Below are 21,091 nucleotides of genomic sequence, written 5' to 3'. Positions count from 1 at the left end.
GTGGCCAGATCTGCCCGCAGCCATATAGTGCTGTGGTAATGGGTCCTGGCTTTCGCCAGGACGACGTTGGAGAGGTCATCGCATGCCCCAACCGGCACCCCTCATCTCCACCGAACAACTCGCCGCCATCCTCGGCGATCCCGCCTTACGCCTCTACGACTGCACGACCTATAACGAACCGGTGCCGCCAGGCAGCGACTTGCCGTATCGTGCCGTTCCCGGCGACAAGACCTTCGCGGCGCGCCACATCCCCGGCGCCGATTTCCTCGATCTTCAGGGCGAGTTCTCCGACGCCTCCGCGCAGCAGTTCTTCATGATGCCCGGTGTGGCCCAGCTCGAAGCTGCCTTCGGCCGCCATGGCCTCGATGCGTCCAAGACCATCGTGCTCTACAGCATCGGCACGATGATGTGGGCGACGCGGTTCTGGTGGATGCTGCGCTCGCTCGGCGTCGACGCGCTTGTGCTCGACGGCGGTTTCGACAAATGGAAGGAAGAGGGGCGACCGGTCGAGACCGGCACACCGAAGGGCTACCCCGCCACGACCTTCAAGGCCACACCGCGCGCGGGCTTCTTTGTCGACAAGAATGTCGTGAAGGCGCGGATAGGCGATCCCGCGACCGTGATCGTCAATGCGCTCGGGCCGCAGTTTCATCGCGGCCTCGAGCCGAGCCGCTACGGCCGGCCCGGCCGAGTTCCAGGCAGCGTCAACGTATCAGCCGCAACGCTCACAAATGCGGACAAGACGCTGACGAGCCTTGCCGATGCCGAAGCGAAATTCGCCGCCCAGGGCGTTACGCGCGACAAGACCGTGATCTGTTATTGCGGCGGTGGCATCTCGGCGACGATCGACCTGTTGCTGCTGACGCAGCTCGGCTTCGACAAGCTGACGCTTTACGACGCATCGATGGGCGAATGGGCGAGGGATCCGTCGCTGCCGATCGAGACCGACTAGGGGAAGGTAAGAAAGTTGGGAACCTTTCCCTTGGGCCGGCATCCAATGTCTGGAACCAATGGAGACAAGCAGGTGACCGCAATGCAACGGACCGCAGCCGGCCTGTCCGCCGGCGCCAAGACTTCAGAATTCAGGGCCTCGGAGGCGGAACTGGTCGATCGTGCGCGAGGCCGCGACGAGTCCGCGCTGCGCGAGATCATGCAGGCCAACAACCGCAGGCTCTACCGCCTCGCGCGCGGCATTCTGCGCAGCGACAGCGAAGCCGAAGATGTGGTGCAGGAAACCTATGTCCGCGCCTTTACCCATCTCGATGGCTTCCGCGGGGAATCCGGGTTGTCGACCTGGCTGTCGCGCATCGCCATCAACGAAGCGCTCGGCCGGGCGCGAAGTGCCAGGCCCCATGTCGAGCTCAGCTCGGTGCCCGAAGCCGCGCTCGAGGCGCAGATCATCAAATTTCCCGTCTCACCCGCAGGCGATCCGGAAAGGACCATGGCCCAACGTGAAATCCAGCGCGTCGTCGAACGCGCAATCGACGAGTTGCCGGATGTCTTCCGCATGGTCTTCATCGCACGCGTCATGGAGGGCATGAACATCGAGGAGACCGCCGATCTGCTCGGCGTGAAGCCCGAAACCGTGAAGACGCGGTTGCACCGCGCCCGCACCATGCTGCGCGAGAACGTCGAGAAGGAGATCGGTCCGGTGATGATGGATGCGTTCCCGTTCGCGGGCTGGCGCTGCGAGCGCCTGACCGTGTCGGTGCTGAAGCGGCTCGGCGTCGGCGGCTGAAGTTTTTCGGGAACGTTTGCGCGAAATTCCCATCCAACACCTGTGAAGCAACGCGCCGGCGGACCCCGTCCGGCAGCACAGGAGTGTCAAACCATGTTCATTCGACGGAGCGCGGCTGTTGCCGCAGCAATCTTGTTGTCGAGCCCCGCGCTGCTGCAAGGCGCCGGCGCAGCCGACAAGCCGACCGATCCGCAGATCGCCCATATCGCCTACACCGCGGGCGTGATCGACATCAACGCCGCCAAGCAGGCGCAGAAAAAGGCGCAGAACAAGGACGTCAAGGCGTTTGCCGAGGACATGCTGCGCGACCACGAGGCCGTCAACAAGCAGGCGCTCGCGCTGGTCAAGAAGCTGAACGTCACGCCCGAGGACAACGACACCAGCAAGGCGCTGTCGAAGCAGGCGAGTGACAAGCTGGCTGAGCTCGACAAGCTGAGCGGCGCGGCCTTCGACAAGGCCTATGTCGTCAACGAGGTCGCCTACCACAAGGCGGTCAACGGTGCGCTGGAGACCCAGCTGATTCCGTCGGCGAACAATGCCGAGCTGAAGAGCCTGTTGCAGACCGGCCTGAAGATTTTCCAGGGCCATCAGCAGCACGCCGAGCACGTCGCGGCCGAGCTGAAATAGGGAGCGTGGGATGAAGCCGGGACGCCTCGCTTCGATCGCGCTTGCGATCATCTTCCTGCCGATGGCCGTCCCGGCGCACGCGGCGACCATCGAGATCACGATGGAGAATCTCGTGATCTCACCGACTGAGGTGTCGGCGAAGGTCGGGGACACCATCAGGTGGGTCAACAAGGACGTCTTCGCCCACACCGCCACCGCGAAGAACGGCGATTTCGACGTGACGTTACAGCCCGAGAAATCGGCGACGTTCGTTCTGAAGAAGGCGGGAGCGGTCGACTATTACTGCCGCTATCATCCCAACATGAAAGCGACGCTCAAGGTCGAGCCGTGAGGGAGGAGGGAGTGCATTCCCAATCGTGGCGGGAATATCTCCCGGTCATCGCGAGACTAATGCTTGTCCGGGGGAGCCGGCTTCCGTGCGATAAACGCAGCAGACTTCGCGAACCTGTTCACCAGATCCCGTTCGCCAAGTCATTCATCCGTCAACTGGCCCCGCCCGCGTGGCGGGGTCATTTTCGAAAAGGCGCTTACTGCCGGGAGATGTCGACGGAGAATTCGCCGTTGCGGATCCGGCCGGGAAAGCCCTCGACGAACTTCGCTACCGCGTCCTCGCCATAGGTGCCGACGAGCTCGGCAAAGGCCGCAAACAGGCTCGCCTGCGCCAGGCAGTCGCCGTCGACGCCGTCATGGCGCGCTTCGGCCCAGGCCTCGTTGAGATAGCTCAGTGCGGCCTGTTTCTGCTCGTGGTCGGGCAGCGGCGCGCGGGCGGGGGCGTAGGAAATCGGCTGGCTCATGAAACTCGATCAGGGCTGGGGCGCGATCCACGGCGATGCGCTGTGCGAGTGGTGTAGCACGCGTATTAACGCCGCTAGGCCACATCTTTAAGAACGGTTAATGGCTGTGAACAAAGACGATGACAGGGTTCCCGTCGCCGTCATTCCGGGCTCGTACTACGCGCGCCCCGGAATGACGGCGAGATCAGTTCGCGTAGCGCGCCGTGAGATCGCGCGAGATCTTCGAGCCTTCCTCGATGTAGCGGCGGATCGCGACGGTGGCGGCCGGCGTGCAGCTCCGGTAGGTCTGCTGGAAGCCGTTATAGCCGCGGTTGAAGCCGGCGATCATGCGGGTGCGGCGCTCTCCGGAGGGGGTTTCGGCATCGATCAGCGCCTGCATCTCGCTGCGCCATTTGTTGCCCTCGTTGGACCCGCAAATGCCGCGCAGATAGTGCAGGCCGCCGAGGATCTCCGCCAGCCGCTGCAAATCGGCGTCAAACGGCGCCGCCACGTCCTGGGCCCTCGTGGGCACCGAGGCGCAGGCGAGGATCAGGGCAAAAATGGCCAGAAATCGCGTCGACATCGGCGGGGTGTATGCCCCCTCAGGGCGGCGGGCGCAAGGCGGGCTGCGCGAGCGGTGTGCTCCCTCCCCCGCTTGCGGGGGAGGGTTGGGGAGAGGGTGCCTCCGCTAGCGAGAACCCCCCAGAGGAGAAAGCCCTCACCCGCGCCTTCGGCGCGACCTCTCCCGCAAGCGGGAGAGGTATAGCGGCGCCCGCGGCTCGGCCTATGCCTCAATCAAGCGCGCGGCGGATTGAATGACCTCCTCCAGCCCCCCGGTCAGCTTGATGTCGCCGAGGCTCGCCAGGGCATCGGGGGCGATCCAGCGGTAGTCGTCGAGCTCGTCGTTCAAAACCGGCTCCCGGGCCGCCCAGCGGGCGGCAAAGGACATGATCAGGTAGTGGCCGGCGCCGGCCGTGGCCGGCAGCACCTCGCGCCAGCCGGCAAGGCCAATGATCTCGATGGCGAGCCCGGTCTCCTCGTCCACCTCGCGCACCAGGGCCTGGTGCAGCGATTCGCCGAACTCGACCCGGCCGCCGGGCAGCGAATAGAACCCCTTGGCGGGCGATCGGGCGCGGCGGGTCAGAAGCACCTTGCCATCACGAAAAATCGCGGCGCTGACCGCAATCTGGGGATGGGTGGGCTGGACGACCGCAGACACGGCTCAGTTTGCCATGATGGTGTCGACGTCGGCTTCCGCCCCGCCATTGATGATGCCGCCGCAGGCAGCGATCAGCGGCTTGACCCAGAGGGTGGCCTGCTCGGCCAGGCGGACGCGGGTGGTGTCCTTCTCGACCTCGCGCATGGCCGAGCCGACCGCGGTCAGAATCGAGGTCATCGTGTCGGTGAGGTGGTCGAACTGGGCGCGCACGTTGGGATCGGCCTTCTCATAGGCTTCGATGGCGAGGTCGCGTGCCTTGAAGTTCGACGCCGTGAAATGCTCGGCATAGGACAGCGGCGACCAGGTCAGAAAGTCTTCGGCGCATTCCGGCATGTCCGGGACCATTTCGAGCAGCATCACCGCTTCATTGAAATGGTTGAGATAGTCGGTGGCAAGCCCGGTCCGCGGGTTGATGTTGGCCACGCGCAGCCGTTCGGCCCAGGCCGCTGCCTCGGGGCCCGTCTGTACATGCGTCCGCGCGGGTTGGGAGGCCATTGAGCTCATTCGCCGCAGTGTTAACGTTCGGGGTTAAAAGGACCTGAACGGACCCTATATAGACGCCCAAGGATGTGTGGACGCTTCGTCATAACTTCGGCCCCCGCGGCTTTGCGGCAACTGTTCGGCTATGTCGAGCAGCCGAATTTCCCGCCCCGGTACAATGTCGCCCCGACGCAACCGATTCCGGTCGTGCTGGTCGAGAACGGCGCGCGCCATTTCCGCCTGATGCGCTGGGGTCTGCTGCCGGGCTGGGTCAAGGATCCCAAAGGCTTTACGCTCCTGATCAACGCCCGCTCGGAGACGGTGCTGGAGAAGCCCGCCTTCAAACGCGCGATTCGCCGGCGGCGCGGCCTGATCCCGGCCGACGGGTACTACGAATGGAAGGCGGTGGATGGCCGCAAGCAGCCGTTCTTCATCCATCGGGCCGACGGCGCGCCGCTCGGCTTTGCCGCGGTGTTCGAGACCTGGGCCGGGCCGAACGGCGAGGAGCTCGACACGGTCGCGATCGTCACGGCGGCGGCGGGCGAGGACCTCGCCGCGCTGCATGACCGCGTGCCCGTGACCATCAGCCCGCGTGATTTCGAGCGCTGGCTCGACGTTCGCGGCGACGAGGTTGACGCGATCCTGCCGCTGATGATCGCCCCGCGCATCGGCGAATTCGCCTGGCACCCGGTCTCCACCCGCGTCAATCGCGTCGCCAATGACGACGAGCAACTGCTCTTGCCGATCAGCGCGGAGGAGATGGAGGCGGAGCTGGAGGCGTCGAAGCCGAAGAAGGTCGCGCGGAAGGCGGCGGCCGCGTCATCCGATGACGGGCAGGGGTCGTTGTTTTAGCCAAGCTGGCGCCATTCACTCCGTTGTCGTCCCGGATCTGCGCTGACGCTTGTCCGGGACGACAGCGGAGTTTTTTGCTGGAGAGTCACACAATCTCCCGCGCCCGCAACGCCGCGATCTCCGCCGCATCGAACCCCAGCTCCTCGAGCACCGCGTCGGTATCCGCGCCCAGCTCCGGCGCCATCCGGTCCAGCTTGCCGCCGCCATGCGCGAGCTTGAATCCGCTGCCGGCAAAACGCAGGCGGCCATAGGGCGTGTCCAGCTCCTGGATCGCACCGCGTGCCTGCACTTGCGGATGATCGATCACTTCCTCGACCTTCCAGATGCTGGCGCAGGGCGCGCCGGCGTCTTCGAGAATTGTCTCCCACTCGCGCGCCGGCTTTTTCGCGAGCGCCTCTTCGATGATGGCGCGCAGGGCCGGCTCGTTCTCGTTGCGCGCGAACCAGTCGGCGAAGCGCGGATCGGACAGCGTGTCCTCGCGGCCGAGCGCGCCCATCAGCGCGCGGTACTGTTTCTCGTTGTTGACGGCGAGCAGGATGTGGCCGTCGCCGCATTTGAACAGGTTCGCCGTGGTCCGGCGGCTCACCGCCTGGTTGCCCGAGAGCTGCTGGCGATGGCCGGCGACCGACCAGTCCGCGATCTGCCCGGAGAGAAACGCCAGCGTCGCCTCCAGCATGGAGACGTCGATGAGCTGCCCCTTGCCGGTGCGGTCGCGCTGGTACAGCGCGCTCGACACGCCGAACGCGGCCGTGGCGCCCGAGAGCACGTCGCACACCGCAAAGCCCGCGCGCGTCGGCCCGGTCTCCGGATGGCCCGTAATCGCCATGATGCCTGATAGCGCCTGCATCTTGCCGTCATAGCCGGGCCGCAAGCGATCCGGGCCGGTCTGGCCGAAGCCCGAGACGGCGCAATAGATCAGCTTTGGATTGATCGCGGACAGCGCATCATAGCCGATGCCGAGCTTGTCCATCACGCCCGGGCGGAAGTTTTCCATGACGACGTCGACCTGGGCGGCAAGCTTCTTCACGATGGCGATCGCATCGGGCTTCTGCAAATCGAGCGTCAGGCTGCGCTTGTTGCCGTTGATGGCCTGGAACGCCGGCGCGAGCCCGCGCTCGGCCCATTCGCGGCTGAGCGGCGTGCGGCGCATGTCCTCGCCCTCGCGCCGCTCGACCTTGATCACGTCGGCCCCCAGCAGCGCGAGCTGGTAGCTCGCATAGGGGCCGGCCAGCACTTGCGTGAAATCCAGGATCTTCACGCCCTCGAACGGTCGCGTCACGTCGCTCTCCCTTTTTGTTTTGGTTGCCGGAGGACGTCAGGCGGCGCGGTTGCCGCGCGCGATCTCCTTCTGCTTGTCGAATTCGGCGCGGCGGCGCGCCAGCTCTTCAGGCGAGAGCTGCGCGACATTGTTGTAGTCGAGCTTCCAGGAGGCGTCCTCGCTCCAGCGCAGCGGCGACTGCATCGTCGTCTGCGGACCGCTCGCGGTCTCGAGCAGCCTGAGTGCGAGCTCGAGCGTCTGCGCCTGCGAGGTGACGTCGTGCGGCTTGCCGGCGGAATTGCCGAGCGGGAAGTCGGAGAACAGGAAGCGCGGCACGGCGGCGTGCTCGATGATGTCCTTGGCGCAGCCCATGATCACGGTCGGAATGCCGTTCCGCTCCAGATGCCGCGCCACCAGCGCGGTGGTCTGGTGGCAGACCGGGCAGTTCGGCACCAGCACCGCGACATCGACCTTGTCGGCAAGGCAGCGCGCCAGAATCTCCGGCGCGTCGGTGTCGAGCGTGACGCGATGGCTGCGGTTGGTCGGCGCGCCGAAGAAGCGCGGAGCCACTTCGCCGATCCGGCCCGCGGCGGATGCCTTCAGGAGCTGCGGCAGCGGAAACCAGGTGCCGCTGTCGGTCGCCGAGGTGTGCTTGCGGTCGTAGCCGATGTGCGAGATGCGCAAATCGTGCGCTTTCGACGTGTCGCCGTCATAGACCTGGTAGAATTTCGCGCTGCCATTGTACGCTGCGCCCGGCCCCTGGTCGCCCTTGGCGGGATCGTACGGCGCAGCCGTGGTGATGATGGTGACGCGCGATTGTGAAAGCGGTTTCTTCAGCGGCTGGAACGGCGCCTCGACATGATGTGCCCAGCGGTACGGCGTGGTGTAGCCGATCGCCGCGTAATAGTCGCGGGTGCGCTGCATGTAGGGGACGGGGGAGTCGTAGTCGGGCGCAAAGCCGAATTCGTCGTCGCGCGAAGCGGACATGGGCGCGTCTCCTGGTTCTTGTTGAGAGCCAGACTAGAGATAGTCGGCTGTGAGCTCAACAGGGGGAGGGGCGGCGCAGGCCAGAATTGCTTGCCGCGATGGCTCGCAGCGCGGCAGGTGCGCTCCCTCGCCCCGCTTGCGGGGCCGCGACGAGCTCCGCTCGCGCTCGGAGGGTTGGGGTGAGGGGGAGCCTCCGCGAGGATGGTGAGAGTTGGATTCGCGGAGGCTCCCCCTCACCCGATCGCTTCGCGATCGACCTCTCCCCGCAAGCGGGGCGAGGTGAAGGCAGCACCTACCTGAACAGATGCAGCGCCGCATATTGCAGCAGCATGATCGCCTTGGCGTCGATGATGCGTCCGTCGGCGATCATCGCCAGCGCTTCGTCGATGCCAAGCTCCAGCACCTCGATGTCCTCGCCCTCGTGCTCGAGGCCCCCGCCGTCGCTGACGCGCATCTCCGGTTCGTATTCGGCGACGAAGAAGTGCAGCTTCTCGGTCACCGCGCCCGGGCTCATGAAAGCCTCGAACACCTTGTGGACGTGGTGCAGGCGATAGCCGGTTTCCTCCTCGGCCTCGGCGCGGATGCGCACCTCGGGAGAGGCATCGTCCAGTACGCCGGCCGCGGCCTCGATCAGGAGATCGTCGTAGCCGCGGATGAACACCGGCAGGCGGAACTGGCGCACCAGAATCACGGTGCGCCGCGCGCGATTGTAGGGCAGCACGGCGGCGGCGTTGTCGCGCTCATAGGTTTCCCGGTGCTGCGTCTGCCACTCGCCGTTGGCGCGCCGGTACTCGAACGTCGTGCTCTTCAGGGGAGTCCAGTTGTCCGAGAGCACGCGAACGTCCTTGATGCGGACGCGGTCGGAGATGGTCATGGCTGTTTTCCGGGAGCTAGGGAGTCGAAGCGCGGCCGTCGAGCCACTTCTGGAACATCAACGAGGTGGATTCCTCGAAGCCCAGCGACTGGTAGAACGCGTTGGCCTGCGCGTTCTCGCGGCGGACCAGGAGCTGGAGCTTGGCGATGCCGGCCTGGCGCAGCCAGTCCTCGGCCGCCGCCATGATCGCCCGGCCAAAACCGCGCTTGCGGCCATCGGGGTCGACGGCGACGTAATAGACCCAGCCGCGGTGGCCGTCATGGCCGACCATGACGGTGGCGACGATCGCGCGGGACTCACGGCCGATCAGCACGGTCGAGTTGTCGCGCCGCCGCGCCAGCGCGATGTCGGCATGCGGGTCGTTCCAGGGCCGCGTCAGGCCGCAGCGCTGCCACAGCGCGACGACCGGCTCGACGTCGGCGTCGGTGATCGCATCGATCGTGAGGGACACGCTCACAGCACCTTCCCCGGATTCATGATGCCGAGCGGGTCGAGCATCGCCTTGATGGCGCGCATCAGCTCGATCGCGGTCTTGTCCTTCACCTCGGGCAGCTCGTCGCGCTTGAGCACGCCGATGCCGTGCTCGGCCGAGATCGAGCCGCCCATGCGCAGCACGATCTCGAACACCACCGCGTTCATCTCGTGCCAGCGCGCCAGGTAGTCCGCGGTGTCGGCGCCGATCGGCTGGCTGATATTGTAGTGCAGGTTGCCGTCGCCGAGATGGCCGAACGGCACCGGCCGCGCGCCGGGGATCAGCTTCACCACGGCGGCATTGGCTTCGTCGATGAAGGCGGGCACGGCGGCGACGGGCACCGAGATGTCGTGCTTGATCGAGCCGCCCTCCGGCTTCTGCGCCGACGACATCTCCTCCCGCAGCTTCCAGAAGCCGTTGCGCTGGCTGAGGTTGGCCGCGATCACGGCGTCGTCGACGATCTCCTCCTCCATCGCGCGGGTCAGGATCGTTTCCAGCGGCGTGCGGGCATCGTCGCCCGGCGAAGACAATTCCATCAGCACGTACCAGGGATGCTTCTCTGCAAGCGGATCGCGCACGTCGATGCCGTGGCGGACCGAGAAGTCGACCGCCATCTCCGACAGCAGCTCGAAGCTCGTCAGCGCATTGGCGGCTTCGCCCTGCGCGATCGTCAGCAGCTTGAGCGCCGCGGCCGGCGACTTCAGCCCGACGAAGGCGGTCTCGACCGCCCGCGGCTTCGGAAACAGTTTCAGCGTCGCCGCCGTGATGATGCCGAGCGTGCCTTCCGCGCCGATGAAGAGGTTGTGCAGATTGTAGCCGGTGTTGTCCTTCTTCAGCTTCGACAGCACGTTGAGCACGCGCCCGTCCGCGAGCACGACCTCCAGCCCCAGCGCCATCTCGCGCGCGACGCCATAGGCGAGCGCGGCGGTGCCGCCGGCATTGGTCGAGAGATTGCCGCCGATGGTGCAGCTTCCTTCCGCGCCGAGCGAGAGCGGAAACAGTCGGTCCACGTCGGATGCCTTCTGCTGCGCGATCTGCAGCACCACGCCGGCCTCGCAAGTCATGGTGTTGGAGGCGGTATCGACCTCGCGGATCTTGTCCAGCCGACGCAGCGACACCACGACCTCGCCATTGTGCGGGGTCTGGCCGCCGACGAGCCCGGTGTTGCCGCCCTGCGGCACCAGCGCGATTTTGTGCGCGGAGGCGAGCTTGCAGATTTCGGAGACTTCAGCGGTCGAGCCCGGACGCAGCACCAGCGGCGAGCGGCCGTGGAACAGATTGCGCTCCTCGGTGACATAGGCCTCGATGTCGGCCGCATCCGTGATCGCGTGGCGCTCGCCGACGATCTTGCGGAATTGCTCGATCAGCTCGGGCGCAAGCGGAGGAGTGGCAGGCTTGTTGATGTTCATTGTCTCGTCTCTACTTCGCTCTTATCTCTTGCACATGATCTTATCGGAAAACCGCTTCACACTTTTCCGGATCATGCGCTATCTCGCCACCGCAGCCCGGCGCAGCCGGTCATTGATCGCTTCGCCCAGATCGTCTTCGGGGATCGTCATCACCGCGATCGCCCGTGGCCCCTTCGCATCGAGCGCCCGAAGATAGCCGAACAGATTGGCGGCAGCCTCATCGAGATCACCGGCGGGCGACAAATTCATGACGGCTGCTGCGGCGTCGAGGCCGGGCAGGCGTGAGGGCCCGAACGCCAGCAGCGCCTCGCCCGGCGCCACCTCGCGCGCATTGAGCCGCACATTGGCGCGCGGCGCGTAATGCGAGGCCAGCATGCCCGGCGCCAGCGGCTGACTGTCGTCGCTCCCGGCCTCGGCCGGCGGCCGCGCCAGGGCTGCGCCGAGCACGGCCTCGATCCGCTCGCGCGACAGTCCGCCGGGCCGGAGCAGCATCGGCGCATTGAGGCAGCCGACAATGGTGGATTCGACGCCGACCGCGACCGGCCCGCCGTCGACGATCAGGTCGATTCGCCCGGAAAGGTCGCTCTCGACATGGGCGGCCAGCGTCGGCGAGACGTGGCCGGATATGTTGGCGGACGGCGCCACCACGGCCCCGCCAAAAGCGCGCAGGATCGCCTGCGCCACCGGGTGGGCGGGAATCCGGATTGCGACGGTGTCGAGGCCCGCGGTGGCGAGATCCGCCACCGGGCAGCCGTCCGTCTTCGGCACCACCAGCGTCAGCGGCCCCGGCCAGAACGCCTCCGCCAGCTTCAAGGCGCGCGCGTCGAACCGGCCAATGGCCTGCGCGGCGGTAATGTCGGCGACATGGGCGATCAGCGGATTGAAGGCCGGCCGCCCCTTGGCGGCATAGAGATGGGCGATCGCGGTGGCATTGGCGGCGTCCGCGCCGAGCCCGTAGACCGTCTCGGTCGGAAACGCGACCAGCCCCCCGGCGGCAAGCGTCCGGGCGGCGGCCCTGGCGGCGGCATCGCCAGCCGGTAAAATCAGCGTTTCAAGACCCGTTTTCACAGGGATAAAATTCCTCAACTCGGCCGCTTGCGGTGCGCCAAACCCGACGCTATAAGCCGGCCTCTTGTCGGAGTGTGGCTCAGCCCGGTAGAGCACTGCGTTCGGGACGCAGGGGTCGCAGGTTCGAATCCTGCCACTCCGACCATTCTTTCAAAAGTTACCGTTTTCCAGAGGCTTGGCGGACCGGCCGCCGGCGCCTCGGGAGCGCCTTTTTGCAACGATTTTCGGGGCGGGTCCACGGCCGATTTGGCCCAAGCAGGGCCGTCTGTGCGCGCGGCATGGCTCGCAAAGCTCGTCCCGCCGGCCAGCGCCTTGATGGCGTGAAGCGCGTCGCAAGGTTCACGAACGCGAATGGTGTCGTTGGAGCAGGATTCGCTCCGGCTTCTTCGGCTGCCGAAAAGTTCAACTTAAGCTCGCATTCATTTTGTAATACACATTACGCATTGTTTTTTTCTTCTTAAGGCATTGCGCCATGGAATTGACCCCCAACAATTTGGACCAGCTTTCCGGCATTGCCCAATGCCTTGACGATCAGTGGGCCCCGCCGGATATCGCCCAGGAAGCTGCAGAAAGTGAAAAGCCGCTTTCCGACTACGCCAAGCGGATACAGCCGGCGATGAAGATGGAGTTCTTCAAGGCGCTGCTCACGCTGCGTTCGGTGGTGGTCAATCGCGCGTACCTTCTCCACAATGAGGCGGTCAAGGAGCTCTATCTCGGCGGAGATTCGGAGGCGGAGTCGTTCGAAAGACTCGTGCAGGAACGCGCAATCATCCCATTCCTCTACGACGAGCGGCAGCTCTCGGACTTCAAGGGCACGGACCTGTCCCGCGATGTCGAGGACTACTGGGTCAAGGCCGAGGCGAAGGGTACCAACAAGCTGCGATTGAGTTGGGACGACAAGCGAAACGGGACCCTGATCACCGATCACATTTCCAAGCGCTTTGGAGGTTTCTTCAAGACGATCGACGATCTCAGGCCTGATCTGCTTCGCAACGACTTCTCGCTTTCGACATTCGATGACGAGAGCATCAGGCAGATGCTCAAGAATATGCGCGACTTTGCCAATCGGGTGCAGGACGAGACCGGCCGCCCGGTCAAACGCAAGGAAATCTATCACGAGTTCGTCTGCGTCGGCGGCCTGCACAAGGACCACCTGGTTTTTGATCTCAAGAAGCCGCTGGCCATGCAGATCAAGGCGCTCGCGGACCTCAAGTACAACGTCAATTTGCCGGATGTTCTCAACCGCTATGTTGTTACGTCCCAGGGGTCGACCAGCCGTGAGTGTTTGCAGGAGATCAAGGAGCTCACGGAGGGTATCAAGGAGCTGGACGAGAAGGAGTTGCAGGATCTCATGATGGCTGTCGCCGGGGTCGGTCTGGACATCGCCAGTAAAGCCGTTCAATTGACCGACATTGGTTCGGTGAGCCTGGACGACATCGTGGCAGTCCGGAACGATCCGATATGGGCGTTGCATCATCAGATCGCTGTCGAGAATCTGCCGGACAACAAGCGGCCGATGTCGGAGCAGAAGTTTGTTCAGGATCCCCTGGAGTCCATTCGGCGCGTCTCCGGTTCGCTGGGCAACGTCGTCGAGCGTTTAGGCCAGATCCAGCGCGACAGTCGCCTCCGCGAAGCCACTGAGCGTTGGGAGGTTCGACTGAGTGCGCTGGGCATTTTCGAAATGGTCGCCTCGGAAGCCGGCCACGCGTTTGGCTTGCCACATCTGCCCGAGGATCCGGTCAGCGAACACTCGCTGTCGCGAGGGATGGTGCCTCTCGTCGCTCACGCGGTCGTCTATCTCGAGGGAGGCGGGTTGAAGTATGAAATCAAGCAGCCGGTCTTTCAGGGTAAAATCTGGGCGGAAACCGCCGCAAAGATCGCTCGGGAGGTTCGTAGCCGGCTGTCGTTCGAGGGGACCGAGATTGCGCCGACGGGCGATCAATTGCGTCCCGACCAGCAGGGCGGCGGACTTGAGGTCAAGGATCGGGACGATTGAATTGCGGCGCGACGCGCGGGAAGGCGGGCGGCGGGCAAGGCATTGCCGCCAAAACGACAAGAAGCGGCTCGACCGTGATCGTGGTTCACTGGCCGGCTGGTGGCAGCGGCAGGCCCGTATCAATCTTTATCGTTGACCAGGGGAAATGATGCTCGATCCAGCAGCCGGCATCGAGGCCTATTTCGAGGCGCTCGCCGAATACCCCCGGCTCTTCGAGCCGCGCCGATATCGGCGGCTCGTGCTCGACCGTGCCCGCCTGGAGAGCTACGCGCGCGAGCATGGTGTCGCGCTCGGGCTTACCTTCTCCAACGACTACGTGCTCGTGCTTGTCGATCTGGTCGAGGTGGGCGAAGGCCCGGCCACGATCGTCCATCCTTATTTTCGGATCGTCTCGCGCGGTCAACTGCTGGGTGGGCACAATGTCGTGGTGGTGGCCACGGTTGCCGACCCGAAGCTTGGGAATGTCGGCGACATCGTGATGGTCGAGCAGGAGCGTCATGCGCTCGGACGGCTCATGCTGGAGCTGCCGCGCGGATTTGCCGAGCCGGGGATCGGGTTGGAGGCCAATGCCTTGAAGGAGTTGGAGGAGGAGACCGGCTATCTCGGTGCCGAGCCTCGGCTGATCGGAACCGTCTTGACGGATACCGGCCTGATGGACAACGAGGTCCACATCGTGCACGCCTCGGTCGTCGGCCGCCGGGAGCGATCTCCCGAGATCCGCGAGGTCATTACCCGAACTCTGTTGATGCCGGCCGATATGATCTGGTCGAAAATCCTGTCGCGTGAGATCAAGGACAGCTACACGCTCGAGGCAATCGGGATCTGGAGCAGGCTGTCGACGCACAGCACTTCTCGATGATGCTCGCTACCGCCGCGCCACCAGCACGCCCACCAGGAACGCCACCATCAGCGACGGCAGCGGCGCCTCGCGCACCATGCTGCGGACGATGTCCGGCCAGTGCTGCTCCGGGACCAGCCTTGGAGACCTGACTTCGGCGATCGGCGTCATGCCCCAATCCGACGCGAGGTCGGCGATCTCGCTCGCGGCCAGACGCGAGCCGTCGCGGACGCGGAAGATGGCGGCCTCCGATCGCTCGCGCGGCGCGAGCGCCATCAGCGTCGCGATCGCCGTGCGCAACGTCATCTCGCCAAAACCTTGCAGCCTCACCGATTCCTCGGGCTCCGACGTCATGCGAGATCCCTCACAGCGCGAAGTGGTGCGCGATGGTGAATGCTGCCGTCGCGCACAGGACCAGCGTGGAAACCGCGCCGGCCACGCCGCGCGCGAGATGGGCTCGCGTCAGGTGCCTGGTCATGATTTTGCTCCATGCTCTGCATGGCAATGGCGGCGGCGGATGTTGGTTCCCAACGCCCCACCGAATCGCCGCTGTCCCGCCTACTTCCGCAGCAATTCGCTCAATGCCGCGGTCGCCTCGGCGCAGCGGATGTCGTCGATCTCGCGCGACAGGCTGAGTGCGCTTGATCTCAGCTCTTCGACCTTCCAGCTCTCAGGATGCTGGCTTTCGAGCTGACTGAGACGCTTGTTCAGATCGTCCAGTCTGGATTGGAGCTGCCCGATGCTGGCGGCCCCGTTCACTTTCCAAACGCGTTGTGCACGCATCGTAGTTCCCCTGTAGTCTCACGGCGTTGTGAGCGGGGTTCGTGGCTGGAATGGGAGTTTCTTTTGTCCGGCTTCAGACCGTGGGGAACCGTTGCAAAAGGGCAACGCGCGTTCCTGCGCGTCGACCGGCGCGGACAGTGCTACCGCCCATAGCCCGCGCCCTCCTGCATATGCCGTGGCGTTGCCTGGTCGGGCCCGGCACTGTTCGCGTCAGGCGGCGTGCGGCCAGTCGGTTGATCGCTTTTCAATGCGGCTTTCCAGGATCGCGATGCTCACCTGGAGGTTGTCGCGCCGGGCTCTCAGGTTCTGCGCGAGTATCGGGTAGGCGAGATTCTTTGGATCGGAGATTCCGGCCTTCCGCTCTTCCTCCAGAATGTCGGCGTCGAGCAATTGCGCGCGCCAACGCAGATCGGAGATCAGGGCGTGGAGCTGTGTCGGGATAGTCGCTTCGAAACGGGACGTCGGCTGCATATGATCGCCTCACTATGAAACAGGCCCACTGCGGGTCTGAGGGATTGGCGGAAGAGCAGCAAGGAGAGTGCCAGCGCGCCGGCCGAGGGCGAAGGCCTGCCTTGTCGTTGGGCATCGTGCCGGACAGCGAGGCTGTGCGCGTGACGCGTCGCGCGTTAGGGTCTGCTTCGACGTGATTCCGAAAGAGAACAAAGGAACGACGCGTGGCGAGATTTGTGACTATCGCGGCCGGCCAGCTTGGCCCGATTGCCCGAGCTGAGACGAGGACGGAGGTCGTGGCGCGGCTGATGGCGTTGATGCGCCAGGCGCGGGCCAACGGCTGCGACCTGATCGTCTATCCCGAGCTCGCCCTGACCACGTTCTTTCCGCGCTGGTATTTCGAGGACCAGGCGGAGATCGACGCCTTCTTCGAGCGCGAGATGCCGGGGGCGCAGACGCAAGCGCTATTCGACCTCGCCCGCGAGATCGGCATCGGGTTTTGCCTCGGCTATGCCGAGCTGACGGTCGAGGCCGGCGTCACCAGGCGCTACAACACCTCCATCCTGGTGGACAAGAGCGGTGCGATCGTCGCGAAATACCGCAAGGTTCATTTGCCCGGCCATGCCGAGCACGAGCCATGGCGTGAATTTCAGCATCTGGAAAAGCGTTACTTCGAGCCCGGCAGCGGCTTTGGCGTGACCAATGCCTTCGGCGGCGTGATGGGAATGGCGATCTGCAACGACCGCCGCTGGAGCGAGACCTACCGGGTGATGGGCCTGCAGCGCGTCGAGATGGTGATGATCGGCTACAACACGCCGGTGCACAATCCGCCTGCGCCCGAGCACGACGATCTCTCGCTGTTCCACAATCACCTGGTGATGCAGGCCGGCGCCTACCAGAACGGCACCTTCGTGGTCGGCGTCGCCAAGGCCGGCATCGAGGAGGGCGTCGACCACATCGGCGGCAGCTGCATCATCGCACCTTCGGGTGAGATCGTCGCGGCGTGCACGACCAAGGGCGACGAAATCGCGCTGGCGCGCTGCGACCTCGATCTCTGCAACTCCTACAAGCGCACCACCTTCAATTTCGACGTCCACCGCCAGCCCCGCGCCTACGGGATGATCGTCGAACGCAGGGGCGTGACGACGATGGCGGATGGGACGCAAGTGCCGACGAAGGGGTGATGCTCCCGCCCGTTGTCTTGCGTTTCCGTCTCTTCCGCGTCGTCCTGGCGAAAGCCAGGACCCATTACCACAGGGAGAAGTTTGGCGAAGACTGGTTGGGCGGGACTAATACTGCCTAAAATCGATAAACCTCGCGGTATGGGTCCTGGCTTTCGCCAGGACGACGGCTGACGTGAAAGCCCATTCCCAATATGCCCACAGCCCAGTCGCCCGACGGGCAAAACACCTGCATGGGCTGTCAACCCGCCTTCGCTAAAATATTCCACTTTACCGAAATTCGGAAATGGCGTACGTCTCGCCCATCCCGGCTCATCCTTGAGGGGCGATCTTGTGTCGTCACGTTTCGCGAGCCGGGCTTGCGGTGGACGCGGCAGCGTCGGGCGCGAGGCCAAGGGCAGGGCGGATTGCTCTCCGTGAGCCCAGAACTTCGTGCTGGATGAGCGGCGCTGTCAGGTTCGTCTCGTCTGTAAGTTTCCGGCTCCGTCGACAGGGCTGGGAAAACTGCGGCGAAATGGCGGGCTGTGCGTACGGCAAAACCGTGTGGTCCTGGCCGTCGTTGCTACGGTCAAGCCTTGGCGGATGCGGCAGTCGCGTCAACCGGCGCGGCGCCGGTGAATTTCGCTGGGGTGAGGGAGGCCAGAACGAACTCGGCTCCCGGGAGAGCACGGCATAAGCCGTCCAACCACTGCGCAGGGAAGGCCGAGTGATTGGCTACACCTGTATGCTGCTGTGCGGTTCTTTTGCGCTACATCTTCGCGCGGCGGACCGCGGGTGCCGGCCGGCACCCGGCCTTCCCTGCGCCCTCTTGGCTCAAGAGGGTGGAGCGACGAGGCAAAGCTCGGGCGAAATGCGCCGCGAGGATGCGAAGGCGCGTCTGCGAGTTGAGATGCGAGTCAGAGGATGACGACGATGCCCCTTGCTCCGTCATTGCGAGCGCAGCGAAGCAATCCAGAATCCCTCCGCGGAAAGACTCTGGATTGCTTCGCTGCGCTCGCAATGACGATGTGGAGGCGGACGTGCGCCATTTCATCACTGTCACCCCCGCGCAACGGCGAAGCCGTTGTCGCCGGAGATCCGCTCAGTGGCGCAACCGCCCCGTTGAGCAAGCGACTGGTAACGCAACGCGGCAGGTCCCCCCAATCACAACCAGGTGTCTTGATTAGGGAACAACCATTCCCTATTATCCCGCAATGCAAAAATCCGCCCGCCGATCGCAAGCCACAGCCCATCCACCCGGTCGTCCCCGGGAGTTTGACATGGACACCGCCCTGGACGGGGCGGTGCGGGTGTTTTGCGAGCGCGGCTATCATGCCACCTCGATCGGTGACCTCACCGCCGCGATGCGGCTTGCCACCGGCAGCGTCTACAAGGCGTTTCGCGACAAGCACGCCGTGTTCCTTGCCGCCTTCGAGCGCTACGCCACGGTGCGCCGGGAGCAGACCCGCAGCGCGGCCGCGCGCGGTGCGAACGGCCGCGAGCGGCTGCGCCATGTGCTGCTGTCCTATGTCGAGCACTCCCAGGGCAGCGAGGGGCGCCGCGGCTGCATCGTGGTAGGCAGCGCGGTCGAGCTCTCCGCGGTCGATCCTGCGGTTCGCGCCCGCGTCAATGCGCAGCTCGCGACCAACGAGAACTTCATCGCCGGCCTCATTCGCGAGGGGCAGGCCGACGGCTCGATTCCTCGCCATGTCGCGGCCGACGACACCGCGCGGCTGATGATCTGCATCACGCAAGGAATGCGCGTCGTCGGCAAGGCGCGCCTGCCGCTCGACGGGACGCGCCTCGTCGGCGTCGCGATGAAGCTGCTCGCCTGAATTCTTGTCATATTAGGGAATGATCGTTCCCAATCTCTGGAGACCGTGTCAATGACGATGAATGCCACCATCGAGACCGCGCCCGAACCGGATGCGGTGTCGCAGCGCCTGACCTTCGTGCTTGCCGCGGCCTGTGGCATGGTCGCCGCCAACATCTACTATGCCCAGCCGCTGATCGCCCCGATCAGCGCCGCGCTGGGCCTGTCGCACGCCGCCGCCGGGCTGATCGTCACCATGACGCAGATCGGCTACGGCACCGGGCTGCTCTTCATCGTGCCGCTCGGCGATCTCGTCGAGAACCGTACGTTGATTTGCTCCGTCATCACGCTCGGCGCCGTGGCGCTGCTCGCAGCCGCGTTCGCGACGCACGCCCTGCCGTTCCTGATCGCCGCGCTGTTCATCGGGCTCGGCTCGGTCGCGGTGCAGATCATCATTCCCTATGCGGCGCATCTGGCGCCGGAGGCCATCCGCGGCCGCGTCGTCGGCAACGTCTCGACCGGCCTGATGCTCGGCATCATGCTGGCGCGCCCGGTGTCGAGCTTCGTCACGGCGGCCTCGTCATGGCATGCGGTGTTCTTCGCCTCCGCGGCGCTGATGATCGTGCTCGCAGCCGTGCTCTGGATGGTGCTGCCGACGCGCAAGCCGGTGGCGCGCATGCATTACGGCACGCTGCTGCTGTCGATGCCGCATCTGGTGCGCACCATGCCGCTGCTCCGGCGGCGCGCACTCTACCAGGCGAGCCTGTTCGGTTGCTTCACCCTGTTCTGGACGGTCGCACCACTCCAGCTCGCCTCCGAGTTCGGCTTCTCCCAGCGCGGCATCGCGCTGTTCGCGCTGGCCGGTGTCGCCGGCGTGTTCGCCGCGCCAATCGCGGGGAGGCTCGCCGATCGCGGCCATAGCCGCATCGCGACGCTGATTGCGATGTTGCTGGCGGCCGCGGGCTTCCTGGTGACCTATATCGGCGCGGCCGGCTCGATGCTGAACCTCGCCTGCCTGGTCGTGGCCGCGATCGCCATCGATATCGGCGTCCAGGGCAACGTGGTGCTCGGCTTCCGCGCCATCTTCGCGCTCGGGCACGAGCATCGCAGCCGCCTCAACGGCCTCTACATGGCGACGTTCTTCGCGGCCGGCGCGGCCGGCTCCGCGGTCGGCGCCTGGGCCTTCGCGCAAGGCGGCTGGGCGCTCGCATCGGGAATCGGCCTCGCTCTGCCCGTCGCGGGCCTGCTCTATGCGGCCACGGAGTAGCGGCGGGATGGTGCGATGCGGCGTTTACCAAACGCCCGGGCATGCGTTTTCCGCCTCGCGATTTCCCTGCCGCTGTAGTACTTTGGTCGCAAGCGGGCCCGGTTAACGGGCGGCAGGGGGAGGCTGATGAGGCGTGCGGGGCTGTTTGGCGTACCGTGGGTACGGCCATGGTCGTGGCAGGCGTTTCTGCTGGGATTGGTCGTCGTCGGACTATCGGCGGTGTTTCAGGGCATCTGCGTCGCGCTCGGCGCAAAACTCTATTTCGCGGCGTTCCTGCCTGGCCTGTTCGTGCTCGGACTTGTCGCGGGCGCGCCGGCGGCGGCGTTCGCCACGTTGCTCACCATTCCGCTGGTTTGGTGGGCGTTCATGCCGCCCTTCTTCGAGTTCAATGCGCTGACCAGCGCAAACACCGATTCCATCAACCTGTTCTGCCTCCTCGCCGTGCTCCTGATCGGCCTTGCCGATCTCTGCCGGGAGACGATGACGATCGTCAACCGCGGCGGGCTGAAGCGTTCGGGCGAGAGCGCGGCAACGAATTCGCAATAAATCGGCGATGCGCTCGCGCCCACGTTGCGCGCGCGCAACAGTCCGGCAACCATTCGCCAGCTTGCCGCGCGCCGCTAACTTTTCGAAAAAGATTTGGCCGCAATTTCTCCCCCGGGAATGACGAGGGAGTTTTCGGACATGAACGGCCAGATCAACGGGCACGCCATCTTGGAGAACGTGCGCCGCTATCGCGGCATCGCATCGCTCTATCGCCAGACTGCTGCATTCCGCCCGGGCCAGAGCTGGTCGCTGCTGGAGCAGGCGAGGGATTGGGAAGCGCGGGCGCTGTCGGAGCTGGAAGCCTATTTCGCCACGCATATGGATCACGCCGCTTCGCGCGCGGCCTGATCGTTAACCATCGCCGCAAGGAGATCGGCGACGAACACCGGCGATCGCTGGCTTCATTCGGCAGCGGAACCCGTGGCGACTACGGGGTTACCCCGGCGCCCGCACATGATAGCCAGTCGCCCGGATCTCCTTC

Annotated in this window: 25 protein-coding genes and 1 tRNA gene; 13 read left to right on the top strand and 13 right to left on the bottom strand. The window is 65.1% G+C overall.

What is annotated here, in order from left to right; all coding sequences use genetic code 11:
* The first annotated feature begins 82 nt into the window (after positions 1-82).
* The 4 genes from ACVWW6_RS39550 to ACVWW6_RS39535 all read left to right on the top strand — a co-directional run bounded on the left by ACVWW6_RS39550 (position 83) and on the right by ACVWW6_RS39535 (position 2,696).
* Entirely contained in the window at positions 83-952 is an 870-nt protein-coding gene (locus ACVWW6_RS39550; protein WP_011085343.1) for a sulfurtransferase, read from the top strand.
* Positions 953-1,033: 81 nt separating this feature from the next.
* Entirely contained in the window at positions 1,034-1,738 is a 705-nt protein-coding gene (locus tag ACVWW6_RS39545) for an RNA polymerase sigma factor (protein WP_038965913.1), read from the top strand.
* Between the two features lie 93 nt (positions 1,739-1,831).
* A complete protein-coding gene (locus ACVWW6_RS39540; protein WP_162603500.1) occupies positions 1,832-2,365 on the top strand; it encodes a DUF4142 domain-containing protein in 534 nt (177 codons plus the stop codon).
* A 10-nt stretch (positions 2,366-2,375) separates the two neighbouring features.
* Positions 2,376-2,696 carry a cupredoxin domain-containing protein gene (locus ACVWW6_RS39535; protein ID WP_011085346.1) on the top strand — a complete coding sequence of 107 codons (321 nt, stop codon included), beginning with the start codon at positions 2,376-2,378 and terminating at the stop codon, positions 2,694-2,696.
* Positions 2,697-2,892: 196 nt separating this feature from the next.
* Here the strand turns inward: ACVWW6_RS39535 and ACVWW6_RS39530 are convergent, their stop codons facing one another.
* From ACVWW6_RS39530 to ACVWW6_RS39515, 4 genes are all read right to left on the bottom strand, one after another.
* Complete coding sequence (locus ACVWW6_RS39530) at positions 2,893-3,159, bottom strand: hypothetical protein (RefSeq protein WP_008135624.1); 267 nt, start codon at positions 3,157-3,159, stop codon at positions 2,893-2,895.
* 184 nt (positions 3,160-3,343) lie between these two features.
* Entirely contained in the window at positions 3,344-3,721 is a 378-nt protein-coding gene (locus tag ACVWW6_RS39525) for a TIGR02301 family protein (RefSeq protein WP_011085347.1), read from the bottom strand.
* Positions 3,722-3,922: 201 nt separating this feature from the next.
* Complete coding sequence (locus tag ACVWW6_RS39520; protein ID WP_011085348.1) at positions 3,923-4,357, bottom strand: NUDIX hydrolase; 435 nt, start codon at positions 4,355-4,357, stop codon at positions 3,923-3,925.
* A 3-nt stretch (positions 4,358-4,360) separates the two neighbouring features.
* Positions 4,361-4,861 carry a hypothetical protein gene (locus tag ACVWW6_RS39515; RefSeq protein WP_011085349.1) on the bottom strand — a complete coding sequence of 167 codons (501 nt, stop codon included), beginning with the start codon at positions 4,859-4,861 and terminating at the stop codon, positions 4,361-4,363.
* A 63-nt stretch (positions 4,862-4,924) separates the two neighbouring features.
* Here ACVWW6_RS39515 and ACVWW6_RS39510 point away from each other — a divergent pair, with 63 nt between their 5' ends.
* Entirely contained in the window at positions 4,925-5,689 is a 765-nt protein-coding gene (locus tag ACVWW6_RS39510; protein WP_304551233.1) for an SOS response-associated peptidase, read from the top strand.
* Positions 5,690-5,774: 85 nt separating this feature from the next.
* Here ACVWW6_RS39510 and ACVWW6_RS39505 read toward each other — a convergent pair whose 3' ends face one another.
* The 6 genes from ACVWW6_RS39505 to ACVWW6_RS39480 form a co-directional block, all read right to left on the bottom strand.
* Positions 5,775-6,968 carry a CaiB/BaiF CoA transferase family protein gene (locus ACVWW6_RS39505; RefSeq protein WP_456682674.1) on the bottom strand — a complete coding sequence of 398 codons (1,194 nt, stop codon included), beginning with the start codon at positions 6,966-6,968 and terminating at the stop codon, positions 5,775-5,777.
* A 36-nt stretch (positions 6,969-7,004) separates the two neighbouring features.
* Entirely contained in the window at positions 7,005-7,934 is a 930-nt protein-coding gene (locus ACVWW6_RS39500; RefSeq protein ID WP_011085352.1) for a glycine reductase, read from the bottom strand.
* A gap of 292 nt (positions 7,935-8,226) precedes the next feature.
* On the bottom strand, positions 8,227-8,808 hold the full coding sequence (locus ACVWW6_RS39495) for an NUDIX domain-containing protein (protein WP_038965911.1): 582 nt from the start codon (positions 8,806-8,808) through the stop codon (positions 8,227-8,229).
* A gap of 16 nt (positions 8,809-8,824) precedes the next feature.
* Positions 8,825-9,265 carry a GNAT family acetyltransferase gene (locus ACVWW6_RS39490; protein WP_456682673.1) on the bottom strand — a complete coding sequence of 147 codons (441 nt, stop codon included), beginning with the start codon at positions 9,263-9,265 and terminating at the stop codon, positions 8,825-8,827.
* Entirely contained in the window at positions 9,262-10,689 is a 1,428-nt protein-coding gene (locus ACVWW6_RS39485; protein ID WP_404523541.1) for an FAD-binding oxidoreductase, read from the bottom strand. The genes ACVWW6_RS39490 and ACVWW6_RS39485 overlap by 4 nt, the downstream gene beginning before the upstream one ends.
* A 78-nt stretch (positions 10,690-10,767) precedes the next feature.
* Entirely contained in the window at positions 10,768-11,757 is a 990-nt protein-coding gene (locus ACVWW6_RS39480) for an L-threonylcarbamoyladenylate synthase (RefSeq protein WP_456682672.1), read from the bottom strand.
* A gap of 68 nt (positions 11,758-11,825) precedes the next feature.
* On the opposite strand from ACVWW6_RS39480, the gene ACVWW6_RS39475 reads away from it, so the two are divergent.
* From ACVWW6_RS39475 to ACVWW6_RS39465, 3 genes are all read left to right on the top strand, one after another.
* Positions 11,826-11,902 (top strand) — tRNA-Pro (locus tag ACVWW6_RS39475).
* 327 nt (positions 11,903-12,229) lie between these two features.
* Positions 12,230-13,753, top strand: a complete 1,524-nt coding sequence (locus ACVWW6_RS39470; RefSeq protein WP_456682671.1) for a hypothetical protein — start codon at positions 12,230-12,232, stop codon at positions 13,751-13,753.
* Between the two features lie 148 nt (positions 13,754-13,901).
* Complete coding sequence (locus tag ACVWW6_RS39465; protein WP_162494067.1) at positions 13,902-14,612, top strand: NUDIX hydrolase; 711 nt, start codon at positions 13,902-13,904, stop codon at positions 14,610-14,612.
* 6 nt (positions 14,613-14,618) lie between these two features.
* On the opposite strand, the gene ACVWW6_RS39460 is transcribed toward ACVWW6_RS39465, so the two are convergent.
* From ACVWW6_RS39460 to ACVWW6_RS39450, 3 genes are all read right to left on the bottom strand, one after another.
* The gene (locus ACVWW6_RS39460; RefSeq protein ID WP_028175643.1) at positions 14,619-14,945 is read right to left on the bottom strand and encodes a hypothetical protein; all 327 of its coding nucleotides are present in this window, start codon (positions 14,943-14,945) and stop codon (positions 14,619-14,621) included.
* 204 nt (positions 14,946-15,149) lie between these two features.
* Entirely contained in the window at positions 15,150-15,374 is a 225-nt protein-coding gene (locus tag ACVWW6_RS39455) for a hypothetical protein (protein WP_011085360.1), read from the bottom strand.
* A 210-nt stretch (positions 15,375-15,584) separates the two neighbouring features.
* Entirely contained in the window at positions 15,585-15,845 is a 261-nt protein-coding gene (locus ACVWW6_RS39450) for a hypothetical protein (protein WP_011085361.1), read from the bottom strand.
* Positions 15,846-16,048: 203 nt separating this feature from the next.
* Here ACVWW6_RS39450 and ACVWW6_RS39445 point away from each other — a divergent pair, with 203 nt between their 5' ends.
* The 5 genes from ACVWW6_RS39445 (at position 16,049) to ACVWW6_RS39425 (ending at position 20,958) form a co-directional block, all read left to right on the top strand.
* Positions 16,049-17,008 carry an N-carbamoyl-D-amino-acid hydrolase gene (locus tag ACVWW6_RS39445; RefSeq protein WP_456682670.1) on the top strand — a complete coding sequence of 320 codons (960 nt, stop codon included), beginning with the start codon at positions 16,049-16,051 and terminating at the stop codon, positions 17,006-17,008.
* Between the two features lie 1,256 nt (positions 17,009-18,264).
* The gene (locus ACVWW6_RS39440; RefSeq protein ID WP_456682669.1) at positions 18,265-18,819 is read left to right on the top strand and encodes a TetR/AcrR family transcriptional regulator; all 555 of its coding nucleotides are present in this window, start codon (positions 18,265-18,267) and stop codon (positions 18,817-18,819) included.
* Positions 18,820-18,870: 51 nt separating this feature from the next.
* Positions 18,871-20,064: an MFS transporter gene (locus ACVWW6_RS39435; protein ID WP_011085364.1), complete on the top strand. Its 1,194-nt coding sequence runs from the start codon at positions 18,871-18,873 to the stop codon at positions 20,062-20,064.
* A 126-nt stretch (positions 20,065-20,190) separates the two neighbouring features.
* Positions 20,191-20,610, top strand: a complete 420-nt coding sequence (locus tag ACVWW6_RS39430; protein WP_304551256.1) for a DUF4118 domain-containing protein — start codon at positions 20,191-20,193, stop codon at positions 20,608-20,610.
* A gap of 138 nt (positions 20,611-20,748) precedes the next feature.
* Positions 20,749-20,958, top strand: a complete 210-nt coding sequence (locus tag ACVWW6_RS39425; protein ID WP_456682668.1) for a hypothetical protein — start codon at positions 20,749-20,751, stop codon at positions 20,956-20,958.
* Positions 20,959-21,091 lie beyond the last annotated feature (133 nt).

This window comes from Bradyrhizobium sp. USDA 3311 (genome assembly GCF_054062495.1).
Note: the sequence above shows the minus strand (reverse complement) of the source record. Positions and strands in the feature narration are given on the sequence as shown.